Below are 20,379 nucleotides of genomic sequence, written 5' to 3' on the forward strand. Positions count from 1 at the left end.
TTATGCAAAAGTAACGATTTAATACAGATACATATTGTATTTATATACCTTTGTAAAAATAATTCCTTTTGAAAGACCTTCTTCTCATCACGCCGCCTTTTACCCAACTGAATACCCCGTATCCAGCGACAGCATATATAAAAGGTTTTTTAAATACTAAAAATATTTCAGCTTTTCAGATGGATTTGGGAATTGAAGTCATTCTCGAGTTGTTTTCAAAAAAAGGATTACAAGAGTTGTTTGCTAAAAGTAATCAACCCAATTCTCCAAATATTCAACGAATATTTGCTTTGAAAGATGATTACATAAAAACTATCGATTCTGTTATCGCGTTTCTGCAAGGAAATAATCCAACATTGGCAAGACAAATATGCTCAGGAGATTTCTTGCCAGAAGCATTTAGATTTGAGCAATTAGATGATATGGAATGGGCTTTTGGCTCGATGGGAATGCAAGACAAAGCCAAGCATTTAGCTACATTGTATCTTGAAGATTTATCGGATTTTATTGTAGAATGTATCGATGAGAATTTTGGGTTCAGTCGTTATGCGGAACGTTTGGGACGAAGCGCTAATTCTTTTGATGATTTGCATTCGCATTTGCAAAAGGAACCAACTTATGTAGATGCAATTACTTTAAGAATATTAAACGAAAAAATTCAAATTGTAAAACCAAAATTAGTTTGTATTTCGGTTCCGTTTCCAGGGAATTTATATAGTGCTTTTCGTTGTGCACAGTTTGTCAAAAATAATTTTCCTGATGTGAAAACATCTATGGGTGGAGGTTTCCCAAATACCGAGTTACGTTCTTTAACAGATGTAAGAGTTTTTGAATTCTTCGATTTTATTACATTAGATGACGGAGAACTTCCTATACAATTGATAATTGATAATTGTAAATTATCAATTTCAAACGAATTCAAACGAACATTTTTATTAGAAAATAATAAAGTCGTTTACAAAAATAATACTCTTCAAAAAGACTACAAACAGAGTGAAGTAGGTACGCCAGATTACTCAGGTTTGTTATTAGATAAATACATTTCGGTTATAGAAATTGCCAATCCTATGCACAGTTTGTGGAGTGATGGGCGGTGGAATAAACTCACCATGGCACACGGTTGTTATTGGGGAAAGTGTACTTTTTGTGATATTTCTTTAGATTATATAAAAGTATATGAACCCATTCTCGCTAAAACACTGGTGGATAGAATGGAAGAACTCATAGTGCAAACTGGAGAAAACGGATTTCATTTTGTAGATGAAGCTGCACCTCCAGCTTTAATGCGTGAATTAGCGTTAGAAATCATTAAACGAAAACTAGTTGTTACTTGGTGGACGAACATTCGCTTCGAGAAAAGCTTCTCCCAAGATTTGTGTATTTTACTAAAAGCTTCTGGCTGCATAGCTGTTTCTGGTGGGCTGGAAGTCGCTTCCGACAGGTTATTAGAACTCATAAAAAAAGGAGTAACTGTCGAGCAAGTAGCACAAGTGACTCGTAATTTCACTGAAGCGGGTATAATGGTCCATGCTTATTTGATGTATGGTTATCCTACACAAACTATTCAGGAAACGGTAGATAGTCTAGAAATGGTTCGTCAGTTGTTCGAGTTGGGTATTTTACAGTCTGGTTTTTGGCATCAATTTGCTATGACAGCACACAGTCCTGTAGGAATGTTTCCTGACGAATTTGGAGTTATTCCGCAAACAAATAAAATCACTTTTGCTAATAACGATATTCAGTTTACAGATAAAACAGGGGTAAATCATGACCAGTTTAGTTTCGGATTAAAGAAATCCTTATTCAATTATATGCATGGTATTTGTTTTGATTATACTTTGCAAGATTGGTTTGATTTTAAAATTCCTAAAACAACAATAAATCCCGATTTCATATACAACTCACTTCAAAAAGAAGAAAATTTTAATATAAAACCATCGGCAAAAATCGTTTGGATAGGAGGAAAGCCATTAACGGAAATTTTTACTAAATCTAAAAAAGGAAATTCATGGGAAATGATGAAAATGACTTTTCATGACAAAAAAGAAACCTTCGAAATTGATGTTGAAAAAGAAAAAGCCGATTGGTTACTTAAAACTTTAGAGGCTATTTCAGTATATAATGATAAGAAAACTAATTTTTCAATACTAAAAACTGATTTTGAAAATAGGTTTGATGATTTTGAATTATTTTGGTACTCGAAACCAATAAAGACTCTTAGGAATTTCGGACTTTTAGTTTTTTCTTAAAATTAAGAATATTCTGTAAATTACTATTTTAGACTTTAACAAATTAATTTATTAAGTGTTAACTTATTGCTTTTTTTTACTTAAATTTATACTGTTTATTTCCCCAAAACTGTATTTTTTATATGATAAAATTTAATAATATTTCTACTTATAAAAAAATAGTATTATCTAATGTTATTGGTACGATAGCTTTTTTACTGCTTTTTCTTTCTTTATACTACTACACTTTACAGCAAGAGAAACAAATCTATAAATCATCTAAAGAACAGTTTGAAAATGAGGTAAATTCTTTATTAATACTTAATTCCGAATCTAATATTTCTACAATAGCAGATATTACTTATTGGGATGAATTGGTGAAATTTATTAAAACAAAAGATAAAAAATGGTTTAAAGCATCGATAGCAGCATTACTGAGTGTTTATAAAGTTGACTATTTAGGTACATATGATCTGAAAGGTAATTTTATAATGAAAGTTTCAACATCTAAAATAAAGCAAGATAAATTTATCCCAGAAAAAGTTTTTTCAAAATTATATAAAAATAAATTATTAAAGTTTTATGTAAAATTGCCAGAAGGTATTGTTGAAGTTTATGGAGCAACAATCAATCCGTCTAATGATCCAACAAAGAGAAAGACTAGCCCATCAGGATACTTTTTTATGGCAAAGATTTTAGACGAAAATTATTTTAAAAAATTAGAAAAAATTAGTAGCTCTAAAATCACTTTGTTAAATTCAAATATTGATAAAAAGTCTATTATTGCAAATGTTAATCTGATGGATTGGAAAGGAAATACTATAGAAAAATTAAAATTTAAAAGAAATTTAAATGTTGATTTTGAATCTACAAAACACACACTTTATATCATTTTTACAGCTTTTTTAATTGGAATCCTTTTTCACTTTTATTTTTCAAAAAAATGGATTCACGAACCACTAAAATTAATTACACGAGTTTTAGAAACAGGAAATAAAAAATCAATTAAGTTATTAAAAAATAGTTCTATAGAATTCGGGTACATAGGAAATATGTTCGAACAAAATATAAAACAAAAAAAACAATTAGAATTTTCTAAACAAAAAGCAGAAGAAAGTGATAATTTAAAATCAGCTTTTTTAACCAATTTATCTCACGAAATAAGAACACCAATGAATGCTATAGTTGGTTTTTCAGAGTTACTAAATAATAAAAAATTAAAAGACGAAGAACGATTTGAATATTTAAATGTAATTACACAAAGTGGTAGCAACCTAGTATCAATAATAGACGATCTTGTAGAAATGTCTAAGATTGATGCCCAGCAAATTACACCAAATTACACCAGTATAAATCTAGAATCTTGTTTAAATGAATTATATAATGCTATAAAAATTACGATCCCAAAAGATAAAATGATCGATTTTGATTTGATTAAGCCTGAAAAACCAATTACAAATAGAATTTTAACAGACGAAATTAAACTCAAACAAATTATAATAAACTTAATTACAAATGCTATTAAGTTTACAGAACACGGATTTGTTACTTTTGGATATAAAGTTAACAATAAAAACTCTATAATATCATTTGCGATAAACGATACGGGTTTAGGAATAGAAGAAGCCCATCAAGAAATAATTTTTGATAGATTCAGAAGAATCGATGGAGATTATGCTATTAAAGTTGGCGGTTTAGGGCTGGGTTTGGCTATATCGAAAGCTTATGTAGAAATGTTAGGAGGAACAATTTCGCTTCAATCTAAAGTGGGTGTTGGTTCCAGATTTGTGTTTACAATACCATTAATTTTAGACAAGAAAAAAACAAATATTGAAATACCTGTAAAACAATTTTCCGATGAATTAACAGGAAACGAAACAATTTTAATTGCAGAGGATGATAATATTAATTTTTTATTGCTCGAGAAAATTATGCAATTTAAAAATTACAAAATTATAAGAGCAAAAAATGGATTAGAAGCTGTTGAGTTTTGTAACAACAATGCCGAAATAGATTTGGTTTTGATGGATATAAAAATGCCTGTTTTAAGCGGTTACGAGGCTTTAGCTAGAATAAAAATCTTTAGACCTGATCTTCCGGTAATTGCACAAACAGCTTATTCATCATCGGAAGATCAGGAGAAATTAAAGCAAGCAGGTTTTATAAACTATGTGACAAAACCAATAAATAAAGAAAAATTATTTAAAATTATTGCTGAATCATTAGCATAATTTTTTTTAAGTATTTATAAATGAATAAACATTCAACAATAATCACTTTTTTATTATTAGCCACTAGCTGTTTTTGTCAAGAAAACGAGATTATATTGGATACTATTTCTCCAAAAAAAGAAAAAAAATGGGATATATCGTTAGATATTGCAAGTCGTTACATTTGGAGAGGTCAATCTTATGGTGGAAATAATATTGTTCTTCAACCAGCTATAAATTATGTAGTAACAAAGAAAATAACTTTAGGTTTTTGGGCAACTACAAATTTTAAAAAGGATTATTATTTTCCGGATGGTTCGAGTACAAACAGTTATCAAGAAATAGATTTTAGCATAACTTATAATTTGAATAGATTTCTAAAAATACAAGTTTATGATTATTATTGGCCAACGGTCAAGAAAGTTGAAGGTGTAAATAATAATTATTTTAACTACGGAAATGATAGTGTACAAACTGTCGATGCCAATTTGCTTTTCGATTTTTCGGAAACATGGAAACCACTCAAAATTATGATTAGTACGCTTCTTGCAGGAAATGATTTTAAATATGATAGTTACGGAAACAATCCGAAACAAAATTTTACAACCTATTTTGAAGTTGCCTATTCTTTCGAAAATATTTTTGAAAAAGTATCTAAGAAAACATTTCAAAATATCAATATAGAGCCAACAATAGGAGCAGTGCTAAACAATCAGGCACAATATTATTCTGCGGGTGATTACAACAAACCATCATTTATAAATTTAGGAATAAAAGCGACTCGAGAATTAGAATTAAACAAACATTTTTCACTTCCTTTTTACCTGAATTATACTTACAATGCTTCAGTAGTAAATACAGAGCAATTTGGTAGAAATTTCGTTGTTTTAGGAATAAAACTTAGTTATCAATAAAAATTATTATTTTTCATGTTAAATATCTAACTAAATTTAGTTACATTTATGATTATTAGTTAATTATGATGATAAATCTTAATAACAAACGCCGAGTTGCAACAACTTATTCTAAAGTTGTATTTGTGTTATTTGTTGTAACCATTGGTTTTTCGATACTTTTTTTCTCACTTTACTACTATACATTAAGACAGGAAAAACAAATTTACAACAATTTTGTTGCACAGTACAGAAACGAAATGAAGTCATTAAATGATCTAAATTCGGAATCATACATATCTGTAATTAGCGATATTACTTATTGGGATGAGTTTGTAAATTTTACAAAAACAAAAGACTTAAGCTGGTTTAATCGAGCGGTAGCAAATGTTTTAGATACTCATAGGATAGATTATCTCTCTGCTTATAATGATAAAGGTGTATTTATTACAAGTGTTTCGGATACCAAAATTAAGTCTAAAGACATAATCCCAAAAGAAGCTCTTGCTAAATTATATCAAAAAAAAATTGATAAATTTTACATGAAAATCCCTGAAGGAATTGCTGAAGTTTATGGCGCTACCATACAACCATCTGATGATCCATTTAAAAATAAGTATCCACCATCAGGTTATTTTTTTATGATTAGATTGTTAGATGAAAATTATTTTACAAATTTAGAAAGAATAAGCAGTTCTAATATTAATTTTTACAATGACAATGAAAAAATTGAAGATAATTTAGTTTACAGTTTAGTCGAGCTAAAAGATTATAACGGAAAAACTATTTCTAAATTATTGTTTAATAGGATTTATAAAGTAGATTTTAGAATTACAAAAAATATTTTATTAATTTTTGTCTTAGCCTTTTTGTTATCAGTGTTAATATTTCATTATTATGCTGTAAAATGGGCAAAAAGACCAATTAGATTGATAAAAAAAGTATTAGAAAAAGCTGATTTGGGAGCGATTAATTCGCTCAAAAATATTAGAGGAGAATTTAGATACATAGGGAAACTTTTTGAAGAAAATCAGCATCAAAAGCTACAACTTCAAAAATCTAAACAAAAAGCAGAAGAAAGCGATAGGCTAAAAACGGCTTTTCTAACGAACCTTTCTCACGAAATAAGAACACCCATGAATGCGATAATGGGTTTTTCAGATTTATTAGACAACGAAGAAATTACAAAGAAAGAAGAATTAGAATACAGAAAAATAATTAATAAAAGCGGAAAAAATTTAGTGTCAATTATTGATGATTTAATAGAAATGTCAAAAATTGATGCCAATCAAATAGAAACTAGACATACTGAATTTGATTTAGATGATTGTGTGCAAAATGTAGTGAATGAAATAAAAAAATCAATTCCTAAAAGTGATGAACTCGAAATTAAGATAGAAAAATCTAAAAATGGTTTATCTAAAAAAGTAGTAACTGATAAACCAAAGTTAGAACAAATACTAACAAATTTACTTTCTAATGCCGTAAAATTTACAGATAAAGGTAGTATAGTTTTGTTTTACGAAATAGATTCTCAATCGTCAATTATTAGTTTTTATGTTATTGATTCTGGAATAGGAATAGAGAAAGATAACTACGAAAAAATATTTAAAAGATTTATAAAAATAGAAAATGATCACTCGATAAGAGGAGGAGGATTAGGGCTAGGACTTACTTTAACAAAAGCCTATGTCGAATTACTAGGCGGACAAATTGCATTAGAATCTGAGTTTGGCGTGAGTTCTACATTCAAATTTTCTATTCCTTTATTATTAGATAAAAAGGATGCACCAAAAAACGAAAATAGTATTGATGATGATTCGACTAAAAACGAATTTATAGAAACCATTTTAGTTGCCGAAGATGATAATTTTAATTTTTTGTTAATTGAAAAAATTCTAAAAACAAAAAATTATAAAATTATTCGTGCCGAAGACGGAGAAAAAGCAGTCGAAATTATATCAAATAATAATAATAATATCGATTTGATATTGATGGATATAAAAATGCCAAAACTCTCAGGACATCAGGCTTTTGAAATCATAAAAAAAATGAGACCTAAATTGCCAATTATTGCCCAAACAGCTTTTACTTCGAGCGAAGAAGTAGAAAAAATATTCAAAACCGGATTTTCAGGATATATTTCAAAACCAATAAAAAAAGATTTGCTTTATAAGATGATTGAAAAATTCTCACTTCCGTTATAGATCTAGTCTGTAGCGCTAAATCGAAACCCAATTCCATGTAAATTTTCGATTGTAATTCCATTCTCATTTGCCAATATTTTTCGCAAACGAGAAATAAATACATCGAGACTTCTTCCCATAAAGTAATTATCATCGCCCCAAAGTATTTTTAGAATTTCTTCTCGTTTCAAAACTACATTTTTATGGTCTAAAAATAGTTTCAAAAGTTCTGATTCTCTTTCGGTTAGTTTTATTTTTTCAGAGGATGTAGATATTACATAGTTTTTAGTGTCAAACTGATATTTCCCAACAGTATAAATATCTTTCTTTTCAAAACTTTTTTTCTGCGAACGCTTTAAGAAAATCTTAATTTTCAGCAATAATTCTTCAATGCTAAAAGGTTTTGTCAGGTAATCATCAGCTCCTAATTTCAATCCCTTTATGCGATCTTCCTTTAATGTTTTTGCCGAAAGAAATATAATAGGAATATCATAATTCACTTTACGAATGGCTGCCGCCAGCTCGAAACCATCAATTTTTGGCATCATAATATCTAGAATACAAATATCAAAAACATTGTTTTTAAAAGTTTCTAAAGCAATTTGCCCATCATTGCAATGTGTGATTGTATAGTTGCTTTGTTCTAAATTATCTTTGGTCAAGAAAGCTAAAGTTTCGTCATCTTCGGTATAAAGTATTCTGAAATTAGCCATTATATAGGTTGTATTAAAACTGAAACTGTAATTCCTTTTTCAGTGTTATTTTTTATTGAAATTTTCCATTCGTGAAGCGTACAAACTTTTTTTACATAATACAATCCTAGACCAAATCCGTTTACATCATGCGTTTTTTTGTTTGTAATACGATAAAATTTATCAAAAACAAAAGGTAAGTTTTTTTCTGAAATCCCAATTCCATTATCAGTAAATTGTAATGATAAATGGTTTTTTTTCATAGAAATTTTTATGATAATTTCAGGTTTATTGTCGGAGTATTTTATCGCATTTTCAATAATATTATAGACTAAATTCGAAAAATGAAACTCATCAGCATAAATAAAAACTGATGGTAAAATTGTTTTTATAGAAATAGTAATGTCATCATATTTTAGTTTTATGTTTTCGATAACTTCATTAAGAATAGGAATAACGTCTAGTTTTTGTTTATCTAGTGTCATAGGAATGTTGTCCCATTTAGCGATATTCAGAACTTTCTCGATATGATTGTTTAGCTTATTGCTTTGATTAATGATGATTTGGGTGTATTTTTCTAATTTTTCATCTTTTCTAATGCTTTTTTGTTGTTTCAAATAATTAGAAGCAATCAATATAGATGACAATGGCGTTTTAAATTCGTGCGTCATATTATTGATGAAATCACGTTGCAACTCAGAATATTTCTTTTGCTGAATAATTGTGTAAATAGAATATACATAAACCAATAGAATAATAACTAGTGCAAAAGATAATATGATCCAAAAGTGCAAGGATTTAAATAGATATGGAGTTTCATCTGGAAAATGAATTACAAAATAGTGAATTAAATTCTTGTGCTTTTGGAAATAAGCCGATGTTTTTTTGGTTGGTTTATCAGTAAATGAAATATAATTTCCGTAAATCATTTTATCACTTTCGCAATTGTAAACGGCATACTCAAAATCAGTAGTAATATTTGCTTCTTTAAATTCATTTTTTAAATAATATTCTAGAATTTCTGGATCAAAATCATTACCTATATTTACAATATAATAATCATTAGTTATCTTCTTTATAGGATCTTCCGAAGGTAATTCATGATTCGTTTTTTTTTGCAAATGATTAGCCACTTCTAGTAATGCAAAATGTACTTTTTGTGAGAATTTTTTTTCTTCAAGGGCAAAGGCTTCTTTTGTCCAAAGTAATTGTGCGACAATAATCCCAATAATGGCTACAAGTCCAACTATAATAATACTATTAAGTCTGTTTACCTTCATTTTTTGTTTATTAAAACTACTAATTTATCATATTTATTTAGTGATAACAGAATGTAAACAGTCATTAACAACTCGTTAACAAACATTTGAAATTGATTAACAATAACTAAATTTTTTCTGATCTATTTTTGACGCTTGATGAATAAATTAAAAAATAAATTATTGAACACATTTTATTTTTAGTATTAATGTCATTCGCAACATTTTTTTTTCACCACATGGAAAACTAAGATATAAATAAATGAAAAAACAGATTAAATTTTTATTTCTGATTATAGGAATGATCAATTTTACTTTTGCTCAAACAAAATCAGTTTTTGATATTTCTCGTAATGGAACGCTTGAAGATATTAAATCACTATACGATAATAATCCAAACGATATAAATTCTTTTGATCAAAACAAAAATAGTACATTGGTTTTAGCATGTTATAAAGGTAATGAAGAAGTAGCTTTTTTTTTAATAGATCATGTAAAAGATTTGAATTATAATTCTGGTATAGGATCTGCTTTAATGGCTGCTGTGATGTCTGGAAAAATAGAGATTGTAAAAAAACTTATAGAAGCCAAAGCAAATTTGAATTTATTTGACACACAAGGAAAAACAGCACTGATTTATGCTACATTTTTTAACAAAAATGAGATTGCTAAAGTATTAATGAATGCTGGTGCAAATACTAGAATAAAGGATATTGATTCGAGAGTTGCTCTTGACTATGCAAATTTTAATAAAAATACAGAATTAATAATATTACTAAACAAGCAAACCAACTAATTATCAAATACCATATTTATGAAAAACCAACTTTTTGGACTTATTTTTTTTATTTCCATGTTTAATGCTAATTCGCAAACTAAAACAACTGGTTTAGTTGCATTGTCTTCTTCGGGCGGAATATCTATAAAAATAGACTTAAATAGTGTAACATCGATAGCTACTTTAACTCTTGTTGGTCCATCGGATAGATGGATTTCAGTAGGTTTTAGTTCTAGTTTTATGTCAAGTGCATGTGATGCTGTTTTTTTAAGTAGCGCCAGTGTTTTAAGTGATCGTAAAATTACATCTTATTCAACACCTACTACTGATGCAATACAAAATTGGACAGTGACGAGCAATACTACTAGTGGAACAACAAGGACTGTTGTTGCTACAAGGGTTTTTAATGATGGAGACGCAAACGACTATGTTTTTAATTATTCTACGATCTCTACTTTAAATATTATTTATGCTTCATCAGGAAGTGCAAATTATACTTCACAGCATTCATCAAGTACAAGAGGCTCTAAATCTCTTAATTTTAGTTTATTGGGTGTTGAAGATTTTACTTTTGGAAGTAAAATTAACATATTTCCAAACCCATCAAATGGTATTTTTAACTTTACAAAAGATGAAACAGTAGAGCTTAAAACAATTAAAATTTTTGATAATAGTGCTAAATTACTAAAAGAAATTCCTTTTGATAAAAACTCGATTAATAGCACTATCAATTTAACCAATTTGTCTGCTGGTATATATTTTGTCGAATTATCTAATGAAACAGACAAAACAGTTAAAAGACTACAAATTAATTAATACTACGGTTGTGAAAAATAAAATAAAAATAACACTTTTTTCAATACTGATAATACTAGTAATAGGATGCTTATCATTCAATTACATTATGCATGGTGGAGCTAGAGATGTTGCTTCAGAAAAACCTGAGTTCACAGCTGTTTCAAAAAAGATAATTGCAGAATTTACTTCTAATATTAATGCTGCAAATAAAAAATATCTTGAAAAAACAATTACAGTTCAAGGTGTTGCTATTTCGGTGAATAAAAATGAGGTGATTATAGACAATCTCATCGTTTGTAATTTTACTAAGGATGAGCAAATTAAAAAAGGGCAAAAAATTTCTATAAAAGGTAGAGTTGTAGGGTATGATGATTTGCTAGAACAATTGAATTTAGATCAGTGTAGTATTAATAATTAATAAAAATAGATGAAGATTAAAAAATTTATAAGCCTTATTTTAGTATTTATAGGGTTTAATTTTGTTTCTGCTCAAGATGATTTGCTAAATCAATTAGATACAATTAGTACTAATAAAAAAGAAGTAGAAGTATCTGCTTTTAAAGGTTTACAAATCTGTAATATGCAATCTACAAAAATGCCTGTAAAAGGGGAATGGTATGTTCTAATTTCTCATCGTTTTGGAGATTTAGCAAAAGGAGTAGATAATTTTTTTGGATTAGATGAAGCTATGACCAAAATTGGAGCAATATATGGTGCGACTAACTGGTTGTCATTTGGGGTTTCTAGACATAGAAATAATAAAATATATGAGCTAGCTTTAAAATATAAAATGGCAAATCAAGAAGTTGATGGTTTTCCAGTAACAATTGTCGGGTATAATACGATGGATATTAGAAGTGATAAACTAAGTGTTATATATCCTTATTCAAAATTTAATAACCGATTGGCTTACTCAACTCAATTATTAGTTTCCAGAAAATTTTCTGATAATTTTTCATTAGAATTAGCTCCTATTTTGGTTCACAAGAATTTGTATGACGGAATTGAAGACAAAAAAAACACGCTCCTTTTGGGTTCTGGTGCTAGATACAAAATAACAAAAAGAATGAGTGTAAATCTAGAATATGCTGCAAGACTAAATCTTCCTGAAGGATTTACTTCGCAATATCATAATCCACTTTCTTTAGGATTAGATATAGATACTGGAGGACACATTTTTCAGATGGTTTTCTCTAATAGTCAACCTATGAATGATGTTACAGCTTTTACAAACTCATCAGGAAGATGGGATGGGACAAAACAATTCTATTTTGGATTTAATATGTATAGAGTTTTTTAAAATTAACAAATTATGAAAAAATTAAAAATAGTTCTACTTTTTATAAGTACCTTATTTATAGTTTCCTGTGAATCGAATACTTATCAAGAAGTTTCAGAAGTAGTTATAAATCCGACTTATGTAAAGGATATAGCCCCAGTATGCAACGCAGAGTGTGTAGCTTGTCATTCGGCAGGAGGGCAATATCCGGAATTAGATACTTATGCTGCGGTTAAAGATGCAGTAACTAATGGAAATTTTCTTTGTAGAATAAATGCCTCTTGTGGGTCAGTTATGCCTCCTAGTGGAGCTATGCCTCAAGCAACGATTGATGTAATTAAATTATGGTCTACTAATGGATATTTAAATAATTAAGATGAAAAAAACAATAATTTTAGTACTATTCTTTATAATTGGGAATACTGTTTTTTCTCAAAAAATGATGACTCGTGTAGGTGAAATAAAATTTGAAGCTTCTATGCCTGCTTTAGAAGAAATTGCCGGAACTAATAAAACCGCTTCTTGTATTTTTGATGAAACAACTGGTGATTTTGTAGCATTGAGTTTGGTTAAAGCTTTTAAATTTAAATCACCATTAATGGAGGAACATTTTAATGAAAATTATATGGAATCTTCTAAATTCCCTAAAGCAACTTTCAAAGGAAAAATCCTAAATTTTGATGAAAAAAAGTTATCTACAACTAAAATAGTTTACGATTTAGAAGGAGATTTGACGATTCATGGGGTAACAAAAAAAATTAAAACCAAAATCAATCTAGTTTTAGTTGGGGGAAAAGTAAATGCAATAACAAATTTTTCTGTTAATCCTCAGGATTATAATATTGAAATTCCTAACCTCGTAAAAGATAAGATAGCAAAAGATGTAAAACTTACAGTTAATTTTTTACTCGAAACAAAATAGATTAGTTATACAATAAATAAAAAAAACTCCATTTGATTATTCAAATGGAGTTTTTCATGTCTAAACGCTAAAATTGTTACGCTGGTTCTCCATATAAATCAAACTCAGTAGCTTCAATAATTTTTATATTTACAAATTCTCCAGTTTTTACATAATGTTTTGTAGCATCTATAAGTACTTCGTTATCTACATCAGGACTGTCAAACTCTGTTCTTCCTACAAAATGTCCCCCTTCTTTTCTATCAATAATACAACGGAAAGTTTGTCCTAGTTTCTCTTGGTTCAAATCCCAAGAAATTTGAGATTGCAAATCCATAATTTCTAACGAACGCGCTTGTTTTATTTCGTCCGGGACATCATCTACTAATTCGTATGCACTGGTGTTTTCTTCATGAGAATAGGCAAAACAACCCATTCGGTCAAATTTCATTTCCTGTACAAATTCTTTCAGAATCTCAAAATCTTCTTCTGTTTCTCCTGGATATCCAACGATTAGTGTCGTTCTAATGGCCATTCCGGGAACAGCAGCACGAAAATCTTTTAATAATTTCGTCGTTTTTTCTCTTGTCGTTCCACGTTTCATCGATTTCAAGATAGAATCTGAAATATGTTGCAACGGAATATCTATATAATTACAAATCTTAGGTTCGCGTTTCATGATTTCAAGAACATCCATAGGGAAACCAGTTGGGAAGGCGTAATGCAAACGAATCCACTCGATGCCTTCTACTTTTACCAAGGCTTCTAATAATTCTCCTAGAGCACGTTTTTTGTATAAATCAAGACCATAATAAGTCAAATCTTGAGCAATCAAAATCAATTCTTTTACACCATTTTTCGCTAATCCTTCTGTTTCTTTTACTAATTTTTCGATAGTTTGTGATACATTCTTTCCACGCATTAGCGGAATAGCACAAAAACTACAAGGACGGTCACAACCTTCAGAAATTTTAAGGTATGCGTAATTTTTAGGTGTTGTTGTAAGTCGCTCGCCTAATAGTTCATGTTTATAATCGGCACCCAATGCTTTTAATAAAGCAGGTAATTCAGTAGTTCCAAAATACTGATCTACATTTGGTATTTCTTTCTCTAAATCGGGTCTGTAGCGTTCGGACAAGCATCCAGTTACGAATACTTTATCAACTAATCCGCGTTCTTTTTTGTCAGCATATTCCAAAATTGTATTTACAGATTCTGCTTTGGCATTATCTATAAATCCGCAAGTATTTATTACAACAATATTTCCTTCTTCTTCGTGTACAACGTCTTTTCCGCTCGCTTTGAGTTGCCCCATAAGCACTTCGCTATCGTACACGTTTTTGGAACACCCAAGAGTAATTACATTGATTTTATTTTTCTTTAACGATTTGGTTCTCATACACTTAAATTTTGGAGTGCAAAATTACGCTTTTATTTCTTGTATTGCTACATTTTTTTGTTTTTAGGAGCTATTTACTTCGTCAGTTCGCTTCGCTCGTGCCCCCGCTATTCGTTACAATTTTTTGCTTTCTAAAGGAAAAGCAAAAGAAGTTTCACTGCTATCGGGCTATAAAAAAACCGTCTCATTCTTAAGAACAAGACGGTTTATGCATTTTTTTTTTTTGAATCTACAACTCAAAAGCAAATGTTAGTGTAACATTGTTTTTTATAGTATTTATTTTTGCAGCATCTGTTAAACCTTGGGTAAAAAACTGTTGGTTAGAATCTCTTTTCGAATTTGAATAAGCCAAGTCTAGTTTAGTATTACCAAAATTATAACCAATTCCTCCAGAGTAACTGGTTAAGTTGCCTACTGTAGATGCATTTTTATAAGGACTTTGTTCGAAATGATAACCACCGCGAAGACTAAACTGTTTTATTTTGTATTCTCCTCCAATACTATATTCGGATGCATGCTCTCTAGAATATTTAGACAAAGAATTGTTTATAGATTGAAAATATTCATCATTTTTAGGGCTAAATGCTAAATTGCTATAATTCTTTAAGCTATAATCAAAACTAAGTAATCCTCTTTTACCAAAAATATAAGCAAAACTTCCAGTAAGTTTACTAGGGTTTTGTAGTTTATAAGTAGGATATATAATTGTAAGATTTGGGTTAGCAATGTCTTCGGGTAAATTCCCTGTAGTGTTTCCACTAACTGCAGATAAGCTTTGAGTTAGCTCATCAGTTAATTTATACCAAGTAGGGGATTGATATGCTAAACCTAGTCTAAGTTCTTTTATAGGTTTAACAATTGCTCCTAATTGAAGCGAAAATCCTGAGCCATACGTATATAAATCATTATTGAAATCAATTCTGTTTACTAGATCGTTAATAGCTGAGGTATTGTTATTATTACTTTCGGTAAATCTACTTGATCGTTTGTAATCTATAAAATGAGTATTCAAGTTAATCCCTAACATTAATATATCTTTGTATTGTGTTGCAGCATTAAAAGTTACTTTTCCGTTATAACCAGTAGCTTTGGTACTATTTGTTTGGTAATAATTTCCACCAGGAGCAACTAAAGAGATATAACTTCTATTAGTAACGTCATTATAAGTAGATGATTCGTTAATTACAAAAGCTTTGTAACCCAAATAAGCTTGTTGTTCCTGAAAAGTTAGTTCGTCATAATAATAATCTGTTCCGTTTACAATACTTAATTGTAGTCCATTAGCATTGTTTAAAAAATAATTGTCTATAGAATTGTTATTTGTTCCAGCAGAGAATAATGAGTTGTCAAAATTATTCGTATTTTCATAATTAACAGCAATGGAGAATTTTTTCCAACTATTATTTTCATGATTATTTTCGAAAACAAAAACAGCCCCTGCTTGGTTTAAATCTAATGAATTATTATTCTTTGATGTTTGTTTTCCAAAATAGTTTGACTTATTGTTTGTGTTAAAGTTGCTTCCAGAAAAAGCTATCTGATTATTGGCAAAAATAACAGACCCAGCTGGATTTACATTTATAGCGGATAAATCCCCGCCTAATGCACCAAAAGCACCACCCATGGCTCTAAAACGAGCAGTTCCGTTTATGTTGTCCTGAGAGTATCTGTATGCATCAGATGCGTCTTGCGCTTGCATTGCAGAAAAACAAAGTGTGATTACAAAAAGAGAAATATATTTTTTCATATGTAGATAATATTTTTTTATTGGAATATGGTATATTTATGAGAGAATCTTTATTTGTGTTTGTGATTTAGTTGTCATAAATATTTAATTTATTTTTAATGTCAATAAAAAACCAATGTATTTATAAATAGATACATTGGTTATATAATTTGTTACCCTCTGCGTCCTCCTCCAGAACGCCCTCCTCCAGATGAACTTCCACTACTTCCTGATGGTGAGTAAGAACGAGGTGAATCATAGCTTCTTGGGCTTTCGCTTCTTGGAGACGATTCTGTTCTTGGTCTAGGCGTATAGTCATTATTTCTAGGCGTTTCATTTCTTGGTCTAGGCGTATTGTATATATCGTTTCCAGAGTTATTACTTCTAGGATTAATATTGTCATTATTTCTTGGTGCAGTACTTCTAGGCCTAGGGGTATTGTATATATTATTTCCAGAATTAGTTTCGCTTCTTGGTTCTCTCCTAGGTTGAGAAAAATTTGTTCTCGGGTTTTCTATTCTAGAAGTACTTCTTCTATTGTCTGAGTAGTTTCTACCACTATAATTTCCATATCGGTCATTATAAGCAGAACCTCTTCTTCCATGACTGTATGCGTAATTGTTTCCATAATATCCGCCATTATACCAGTTGTTGTAGCCATAATAGTAGTTGTTATACCCATAATATCCTCCATAATAAGGATTGTTCCAGCCCCAACTGTAGTATCCGGTATATCCCCAAGGACTATACCAACCAGAATTCCATGGGCTACTATATCCCCAATAATTATTCCAATAACCATAATTGTGATTTCCCCAATAGTTATCATATATATTTACTGTAATATGATCGCTATTACTTCCCCAGCCAGAATAACTTTCTGAATTAGAGTTTTCATTCTGATTGTTATTACCACTCGAATAATTTTCTACATCTGTAAGTACTTCAGTTTGTTCGGTACTGTAATTATTAGCATTTGAACCAAAATATTCTTTGTATTTGTTATTTGCTTCTACCGTTTTAGGGTTTTGCTCTGTGCTCTCGGTAGTTGGTTTTTGTTTTTCGCCACCATATATTCCGTCATTGTCATAATAGGATTTATTTTGGTAGGAACCACAAGATATAGCAGTCAATCCTAATAATCCAACAATGGATTTAAGGAATGTGTTTTTTGTTATAAAATAATAAGTTTTCATATCTCTAAGGTTTTTTATTGTTGGACATAACAAAAATAGTTAGTTTTGTCGAACTATTTTATTTTTTAACATAGGTACAACATTTGTGCCAAACTATTCAAAATGAGCAAGAACTTAACTACAAGAGCAGAAGATTATTCAAAATGGTATAACGAACTGGTTGTAAAGGCTGATTTAGCTGAAAATTCCGGGGTTAGAGGTTGTATGGTTATTAAACCCTATGGTTATGCAATTTGGGAGAAAATGCAAGCAGAATTAGACAGAATGTTTAAAGAAACAGGGCATAGCAATGCTTATTTTCCTCTTTTTGTGCCCAAAAGTATGTTTGAAGCCGAAGAAAAAAATGCAGAAGGTTTTGCAAAAGAATGTGCCATTGTAACACATTACAGATTAAAAAATGATCCTGATAAACCAGGAAAACTAATGGTAGATCCAAATGCTAAATTAGAAGAAGAATTGATTGTTCGACCTACTAGTGAAGCTATAATTTGGAGTACTTATAAAGGATGGATTCAATCTTATAGAGATTTACCATTATTAATAAACCAATGGGCAAATGTAGTCCGTTGGGAAATGCGTACTAGATTATTTCTTCGTACTGCCGAATTTTTGTGGCAAGAAGGACATACTGCTCACGCAACTAGAGAGGAAGCGATTGAAGAATCTGAAAAAATGATGAATGTTTATGCTGATTTTGCTCAAAATTTTATGGCAATTCCTGTTATAAAAGGATTAAAAACAGAAACAGAACGTTTTGCTGGAGCAGAAGAAACCTACTGTATTGAAGCTTTAATGCAAGACGGAAAGGCTTTGCAAGCGGGAACTTCTCATTTTTTAGGTCAAAATTTTGCCAAAGCTTTTGATGTGAAATTTGCAAATGCAGAAGGAAAACAAGAATATGTTTGGGGAACTTCTTGGGGTGTTTCTACACGTTTGATGGGTGCTTTAGTCATGACGCATTCGGATGATAACGGATTGGTTTTACCACCTAATTTAGCACCAATACAAGTAGTCATTGTACCAATTTTTAAAACTGATGAAGAGTTTGAAAAAATTTCGGATGTAGCCAATGATTTAGTTGCTCAGTTCAAAAATCTAAATATTTCGGTTAAATTTGATAACAGAACAACTCAAAAACCAGGATTTAAGTTTGCTGAATGGGAATTGAAAGGAGTTCCGGTTAGAATCGCCATTGGTCCAAAAGATTTAGAAAATGGAACTTTCGAGATTGCAAGAAGAGATACGTTGTCAAAAGAAGTAAAATCTGCAGATGGAATCGCAAGATATATTAGTGATCTGTTAGAGCAAATTCAAAGTGATTTATTTAACAAAGCATTACAATATAGAGATACGCATATTACTGAAGTTTCTGATTTCGAAGAATTTAAAACAGTTCTTGAAAATAAAGGTGGATTTATTTCGGCTCATTGGGACGGAACACCAGAGACAGAAGAAAAAATAAAAGAACTTACAAAAGCAACTATTCGTTGTCTTGCTTTAGATAGAAAAGAGGAGTCGGGAAGCTGTATGTTTACTGGAAAACCTTCTGCGGGAAGGGTTCTTTTTGCAAAAGCATATTAAAATAAAATATTTTTTTGCAAAAAATGTTATTTGACTATTGCGAGAATAAAAAATAGTTGTATTTTTGCACTCGCATTACAAAATAATGCAATGGCCCGTTCGTCTATCGGTTAGGACGCATGGTTTTCATCCATGTAAGAGGGGTTCGATTCCCCTACGGGCTACTAGTTAGTTGTAAATTTGTTTTATAAAGCAAAATTTTGTGTCTCAAATTTTTGTTTTATTAGTTAAAACTAAAGTGATTGAATTTAAAATTCAGTTGTGGGAGGTTTTTCTTTTTTTACTAAGTAAGTAAATTAATAAAGTTATTACAATTTAAAAAAACAAGAAAATGGCAAATCATAAGTCAGCTTTAAAAAGAATAAGAAGCAACGAAAAGAAAAGAGTGTTAAACAGATACCAACACAAAACAACTCGTAACGCAATCAAAGCGTTAAGAATTGCTACTGACAAATCTGATGCTTCTGCAAAATTATCAAACGTAATCTCTATGATTGATAAATTAGCTAAGAAAAACATTATACACGATAACAAAGCATCAAACTTAAAATCTAAATTAACTAGATTCGTTTCATCTTTGTAATACTTTGTGTTCAAATTTTATAAAAGCTCCTTTTTAGGAGCTTTTTTTATGCTTTTAACTTTGGTTGATGTAAGTAAAACGTTAACATATTCACTTCAAAATTAAAGAGATAAAAGAATACTATGATTAATGTATTTTTTTATGTACTTTTGCACCCACAAAAAAACACAGATGGAATCTATTAGAAACATTGCAATTATTGCTCACGTCGATCACGGTAAAACTACCTTGGTTGATAAAATCATGTATCACTGTCAACTATTTCGTGATAACGAAAACACAGGTGATTTAATTCTAGACAACAACGACTTAGAGCGTGAAAGAGGAATTACAATTACATCTAAAAACGTTTCTGTTTCTTACAAAGGAACAAAAATCAATATTATCGATACTCCTGGTCACGCCGATTTTGGTGGAGAAGTAGAACGTGTATTAAATATGGCTGATGGAGTTTGTCTACTTGTAGATGCTTTTGAAGGGCCAATGCCTCAAACTCGTTTCGTATTGCAAAAAGCAATCGATTTAGGTCTAAAGCCTTGCGTAGTTATTAATAAAGTAGATAAAGAAAACTGTACTCCTGAAGAAGTTCACGAAAAAGTTTTCGACTTAATGTTCGAATTAGGTGCTGAAGAATGGCAGTTGGATTTTCCAACAGTTTATGGTTCTGCTA

Annotated in this window: 18 protein-coding genes and 1 tRNA gene; 14 read left to right on the top strand and 5 right to left on the bottom strand. The window is 30.0% G+C overall.

Going from position 1 to position 20,379, the window contains the following annotated elements; genetic code table 11:
• Window positions 1–68 precede the first annotated feature (68 nt).
• The 4 genes from ABI549_RS06700 (at window position 69) to ABI549_RS06715 (ending at window position 7,538) form a co-directional block, all read left to right on the top strand.
• Window positions 69–2,249 carry a B12-binding domain-containing radical SAM protein gene (locus tag ABI549_RS06700; RefSeq protein ID WP_348075688.1) on the top strand — a complete coding sequence of 727 codons (2,181 nt, stop codon included), beginning with the start codon at window positions 69–71 and terminating at the stop codon, window positions 2,247–2,249.
• Window positions 2,250–2,371: 122 nt separating this feature from the next.
• Window positions 2,372–4,459 carry an ATP-binding protein gene (locus ABI549_RS06705; RefSeq protein WP_348075689.1) on the top strand — a complete coding sequence of 696 codons (2,088 nt, stop codon included), beginning with the start codon at window positions 2,372–2,374 and terminating at the stop codon, window positions 4,457–4,459.
• 20 nt (window positions 4,460–4,479) lie between these two features.
• Window positions 4,480–5,352: a hypothetical protein gene (locus ABI549_RS06710; protein WP_348075690.1), complete on the top strand. Its 873-nt coding sequence runs from the start codon at window positions 4,480–4,482 to the stop codon at window positions 5,350–5,352.
• Between the two features lie 65 nt (window positions 5,353–5,417).
• The gene (locus ABI549_RS06715; RefSeq protein WP_348075691.1) at window positions 5,418–7,538 is read left to right on the top strand and encodes a response regulator; all 2,121 of its coding nucleotides are present in this window, start codon (window positions 5,418–5,420) and stop codon (window positions 7,536–7,538) included.
• 2 nt (window positions 7,539–7,540) lie between these two features.
• On the opposite strand, the gene ABI549_RS06720 is transcribed toward ABI549_RS06715, so the two are convergent.
• The gene (locus ABI549_RS06720) at window positions 7,541–8,230 is read right to left on the bottom strand and encodes a response regulator transcription factor (RefSeq protein WP_348075692.1); all 690 of its coding nucleotides are present in this window, start codon (window positions 8,228–8,230) and stop codon (window positions 7,541–7,543) included.
• Window positions 8,230–9,489 (bottom strand): HAMP domain-containing sensor histidine kinase, encoded by a 1,260-nt coding sequence (locus ABI549_RS06725; RefSeq protein ID WP_348075693.1) that lies wholly within the window; start codon window positions 9,487–9,489, stop codon window positions 8,230–8,232. The genes ABI549_RS06720 and ABI549_RS06725 overlap by 1 nt, the downstream gene beginning before the upstream one ends.
• Window positions 9,490–9,730: 241 nt before the next feature.
• On the opposite strand from ABI549_RS06725, the gene ABI549_RS06730 reads away from it, so the two are divergent.
• From ABI549_RS06730 to ABI549_RS06755, 6 genes are read left to right on the top strand one after another with little or no spacing between them, the layout of a single operon-like run.
• The gene (locus ABI549_RS06730; RefSeq protein ID WP_348075694.1) at window positions 9,731–10,264 is read left to right on the top strand and encodes an ankyrin repeat domain-containing protein; all 534 of its coding nucleotides are present in this window, start codon (window positions 9,731–9,733) and stop codon (window positions 10,262–10,264) included.
• A gap of 18 nt (window positions 10,265–10,282) precedes the next feature.
• Window positions 10,283–11,062: a T9SS type A sorting domain-containing protein gene (locus ABI549_RS06735; protein WP_348075695.1), complete on the top strand. Its 780-nt coding sequence runs from the start codon at window positions 10,283–10,285 to the stop codon at window positions 11,060–11,062.
• A complete protein-coding gene (locus ABI549_RS06740) occupies window positions 11,022–11,462 on the top strand; it encodes a hypothetical protein (protein WP_348075696.1) in 441 nt (146 codons plus the stop codon). Before ABI549_RS06735 ends, ABI549_RS06740 begins: the two co-directional genes overlap by 41 nt.
• A gap of 9 nt (window positions 11,463–11,471) precedes the next feature.
• Entirely contained in the window at window positions 11,472–12,344 is an 873-nt protein-coding gene (locus tag ABI549_RS06745; protein ID WP_348075697.1) for a DUF5777 family beta-barrel protein, read from the top strand.
• Window positions 12,345–12,356: 12 nt separating this feature from the next.
• Window positions 12,357–12,698 (top strand): hypothetical protein, encoded by a 342-nt coding sequence (locus tag ABI549_RS06750; RefSeq protein WP_348075698.1) that lies wholly within the window; start codon window positions 12,357–12,359, stop codon window positions 12,696–12,698.
• A 1-nt stretch (window position 12,699) separates the two neighbouring features.
• Entirely contained in the window at window positions 12,700–13,245 is a 546-nt protein-coding gene (locus ABI549_RS06755; protein WP_348075699.1) for a YceI family protein, read from the top strand.
• Between the two features lie 76 nt (window positions 13,246–13,321).
• Here ABI549_RS06755 and rimO read toward each other — a convergent pair whose 3' ends face one another.
• The 3 genes from rimO to ABI549_RS06770 all read right to left on the bottom strand — a co-directional run bounded on the left by rimO (window position 13,322) and on the right by ABI549_RS06770 (window position 17,545).
• Window positions 13,322–14,623 (bottom strand): 30S ribosomal protein S12 methylthiotransferase RimO, encoded by a 1,302-nt coding sequence (rimO, locus tag ABI549_RS06760; RefSeq protein ID WP_348075700.1) that lies wholly within the window; start codon window positions 14,621–14,623, stop codon window positions 13,322–13,324.
• Window positions 14,624–14,852: 229 nt separating this feature from the next.
• A complete protein-coding gene (locus ABI549_RS06765) occupies window positions 14,853–16,370 on the bottom strand; it encodes a transporter (protein ID WP_348075701.1) in 1,518 nt (505 codons plus the stop codon).
• Window positions 16,371–16,522: 152 nt separating this feature from the next.
• Window positions 16,523–17,545 carry a hypothetical protein gene (locus ABI549_RS06770; RefSeq protein WP_348075702.1) on the bottom strand — a complete coding sequence of 341 codons (1,023 nt, stop codon included), beginning with the start codon at window positions 17,543–17,545 and terminating at the stop codon, window positions 16,523–16,525.
• 102 nt (window positions 17,546–17,647) lie between these two features.
• Between ABI549_RS06770 and proS the strand changes: the two genes are divergently transcribed.
• The 4 genes from proS to ABI549_RS06790 all read left to right on the top strand — a co-directional run.
• Entirely contained in the window at window positions 17,648–19,126 is a 1,479-nt protein-coding gene (proS, locus tag ABI549_RS06775; RefSeq protein WP_348075703.1) for a proline--tRNA ligase, read from the top strand.
• A gap of 92 nt (window positions 19,127–19,218) precedes the next feature.
• A tRNA-Glu gene (locus ABI549_RS06780) sits at window positions 19,219–19,290 on the top strand.
• Between the two features lie 167 nt (window positions 19,291–19,457).
• The gene (gene rpsT, locus ABI549_RS06785; RefSeq protein WP_348075704.1) at window positions 19,458–19,709 is read left to right on the top strand and encodes a 30S ribosomal protein S20; all 252 of its coding nucleotides are present in this window, start codon (window positions 19,458–19,460) and stop codon (window positions 19,707–19,709) included.
• Window positions 19,710–19,880: 171 nt separating this feature from the next.
• The coding region (locus tag ABI549_RS06790; RefSeq protein ID WP_348075705.1) for a GTP-binding protein at window positions 19,881–20,379 on the top strand (499 nt) is incomplete at its 3' end.

Source organism: Flavobacterium sp., assembly GCF_039932285.1.
Lineage (GTDB): Bacteria > Bacteroidota > Bacteroidia > Flavobacteriales > Flavobacteriaceae > Flavobacterium.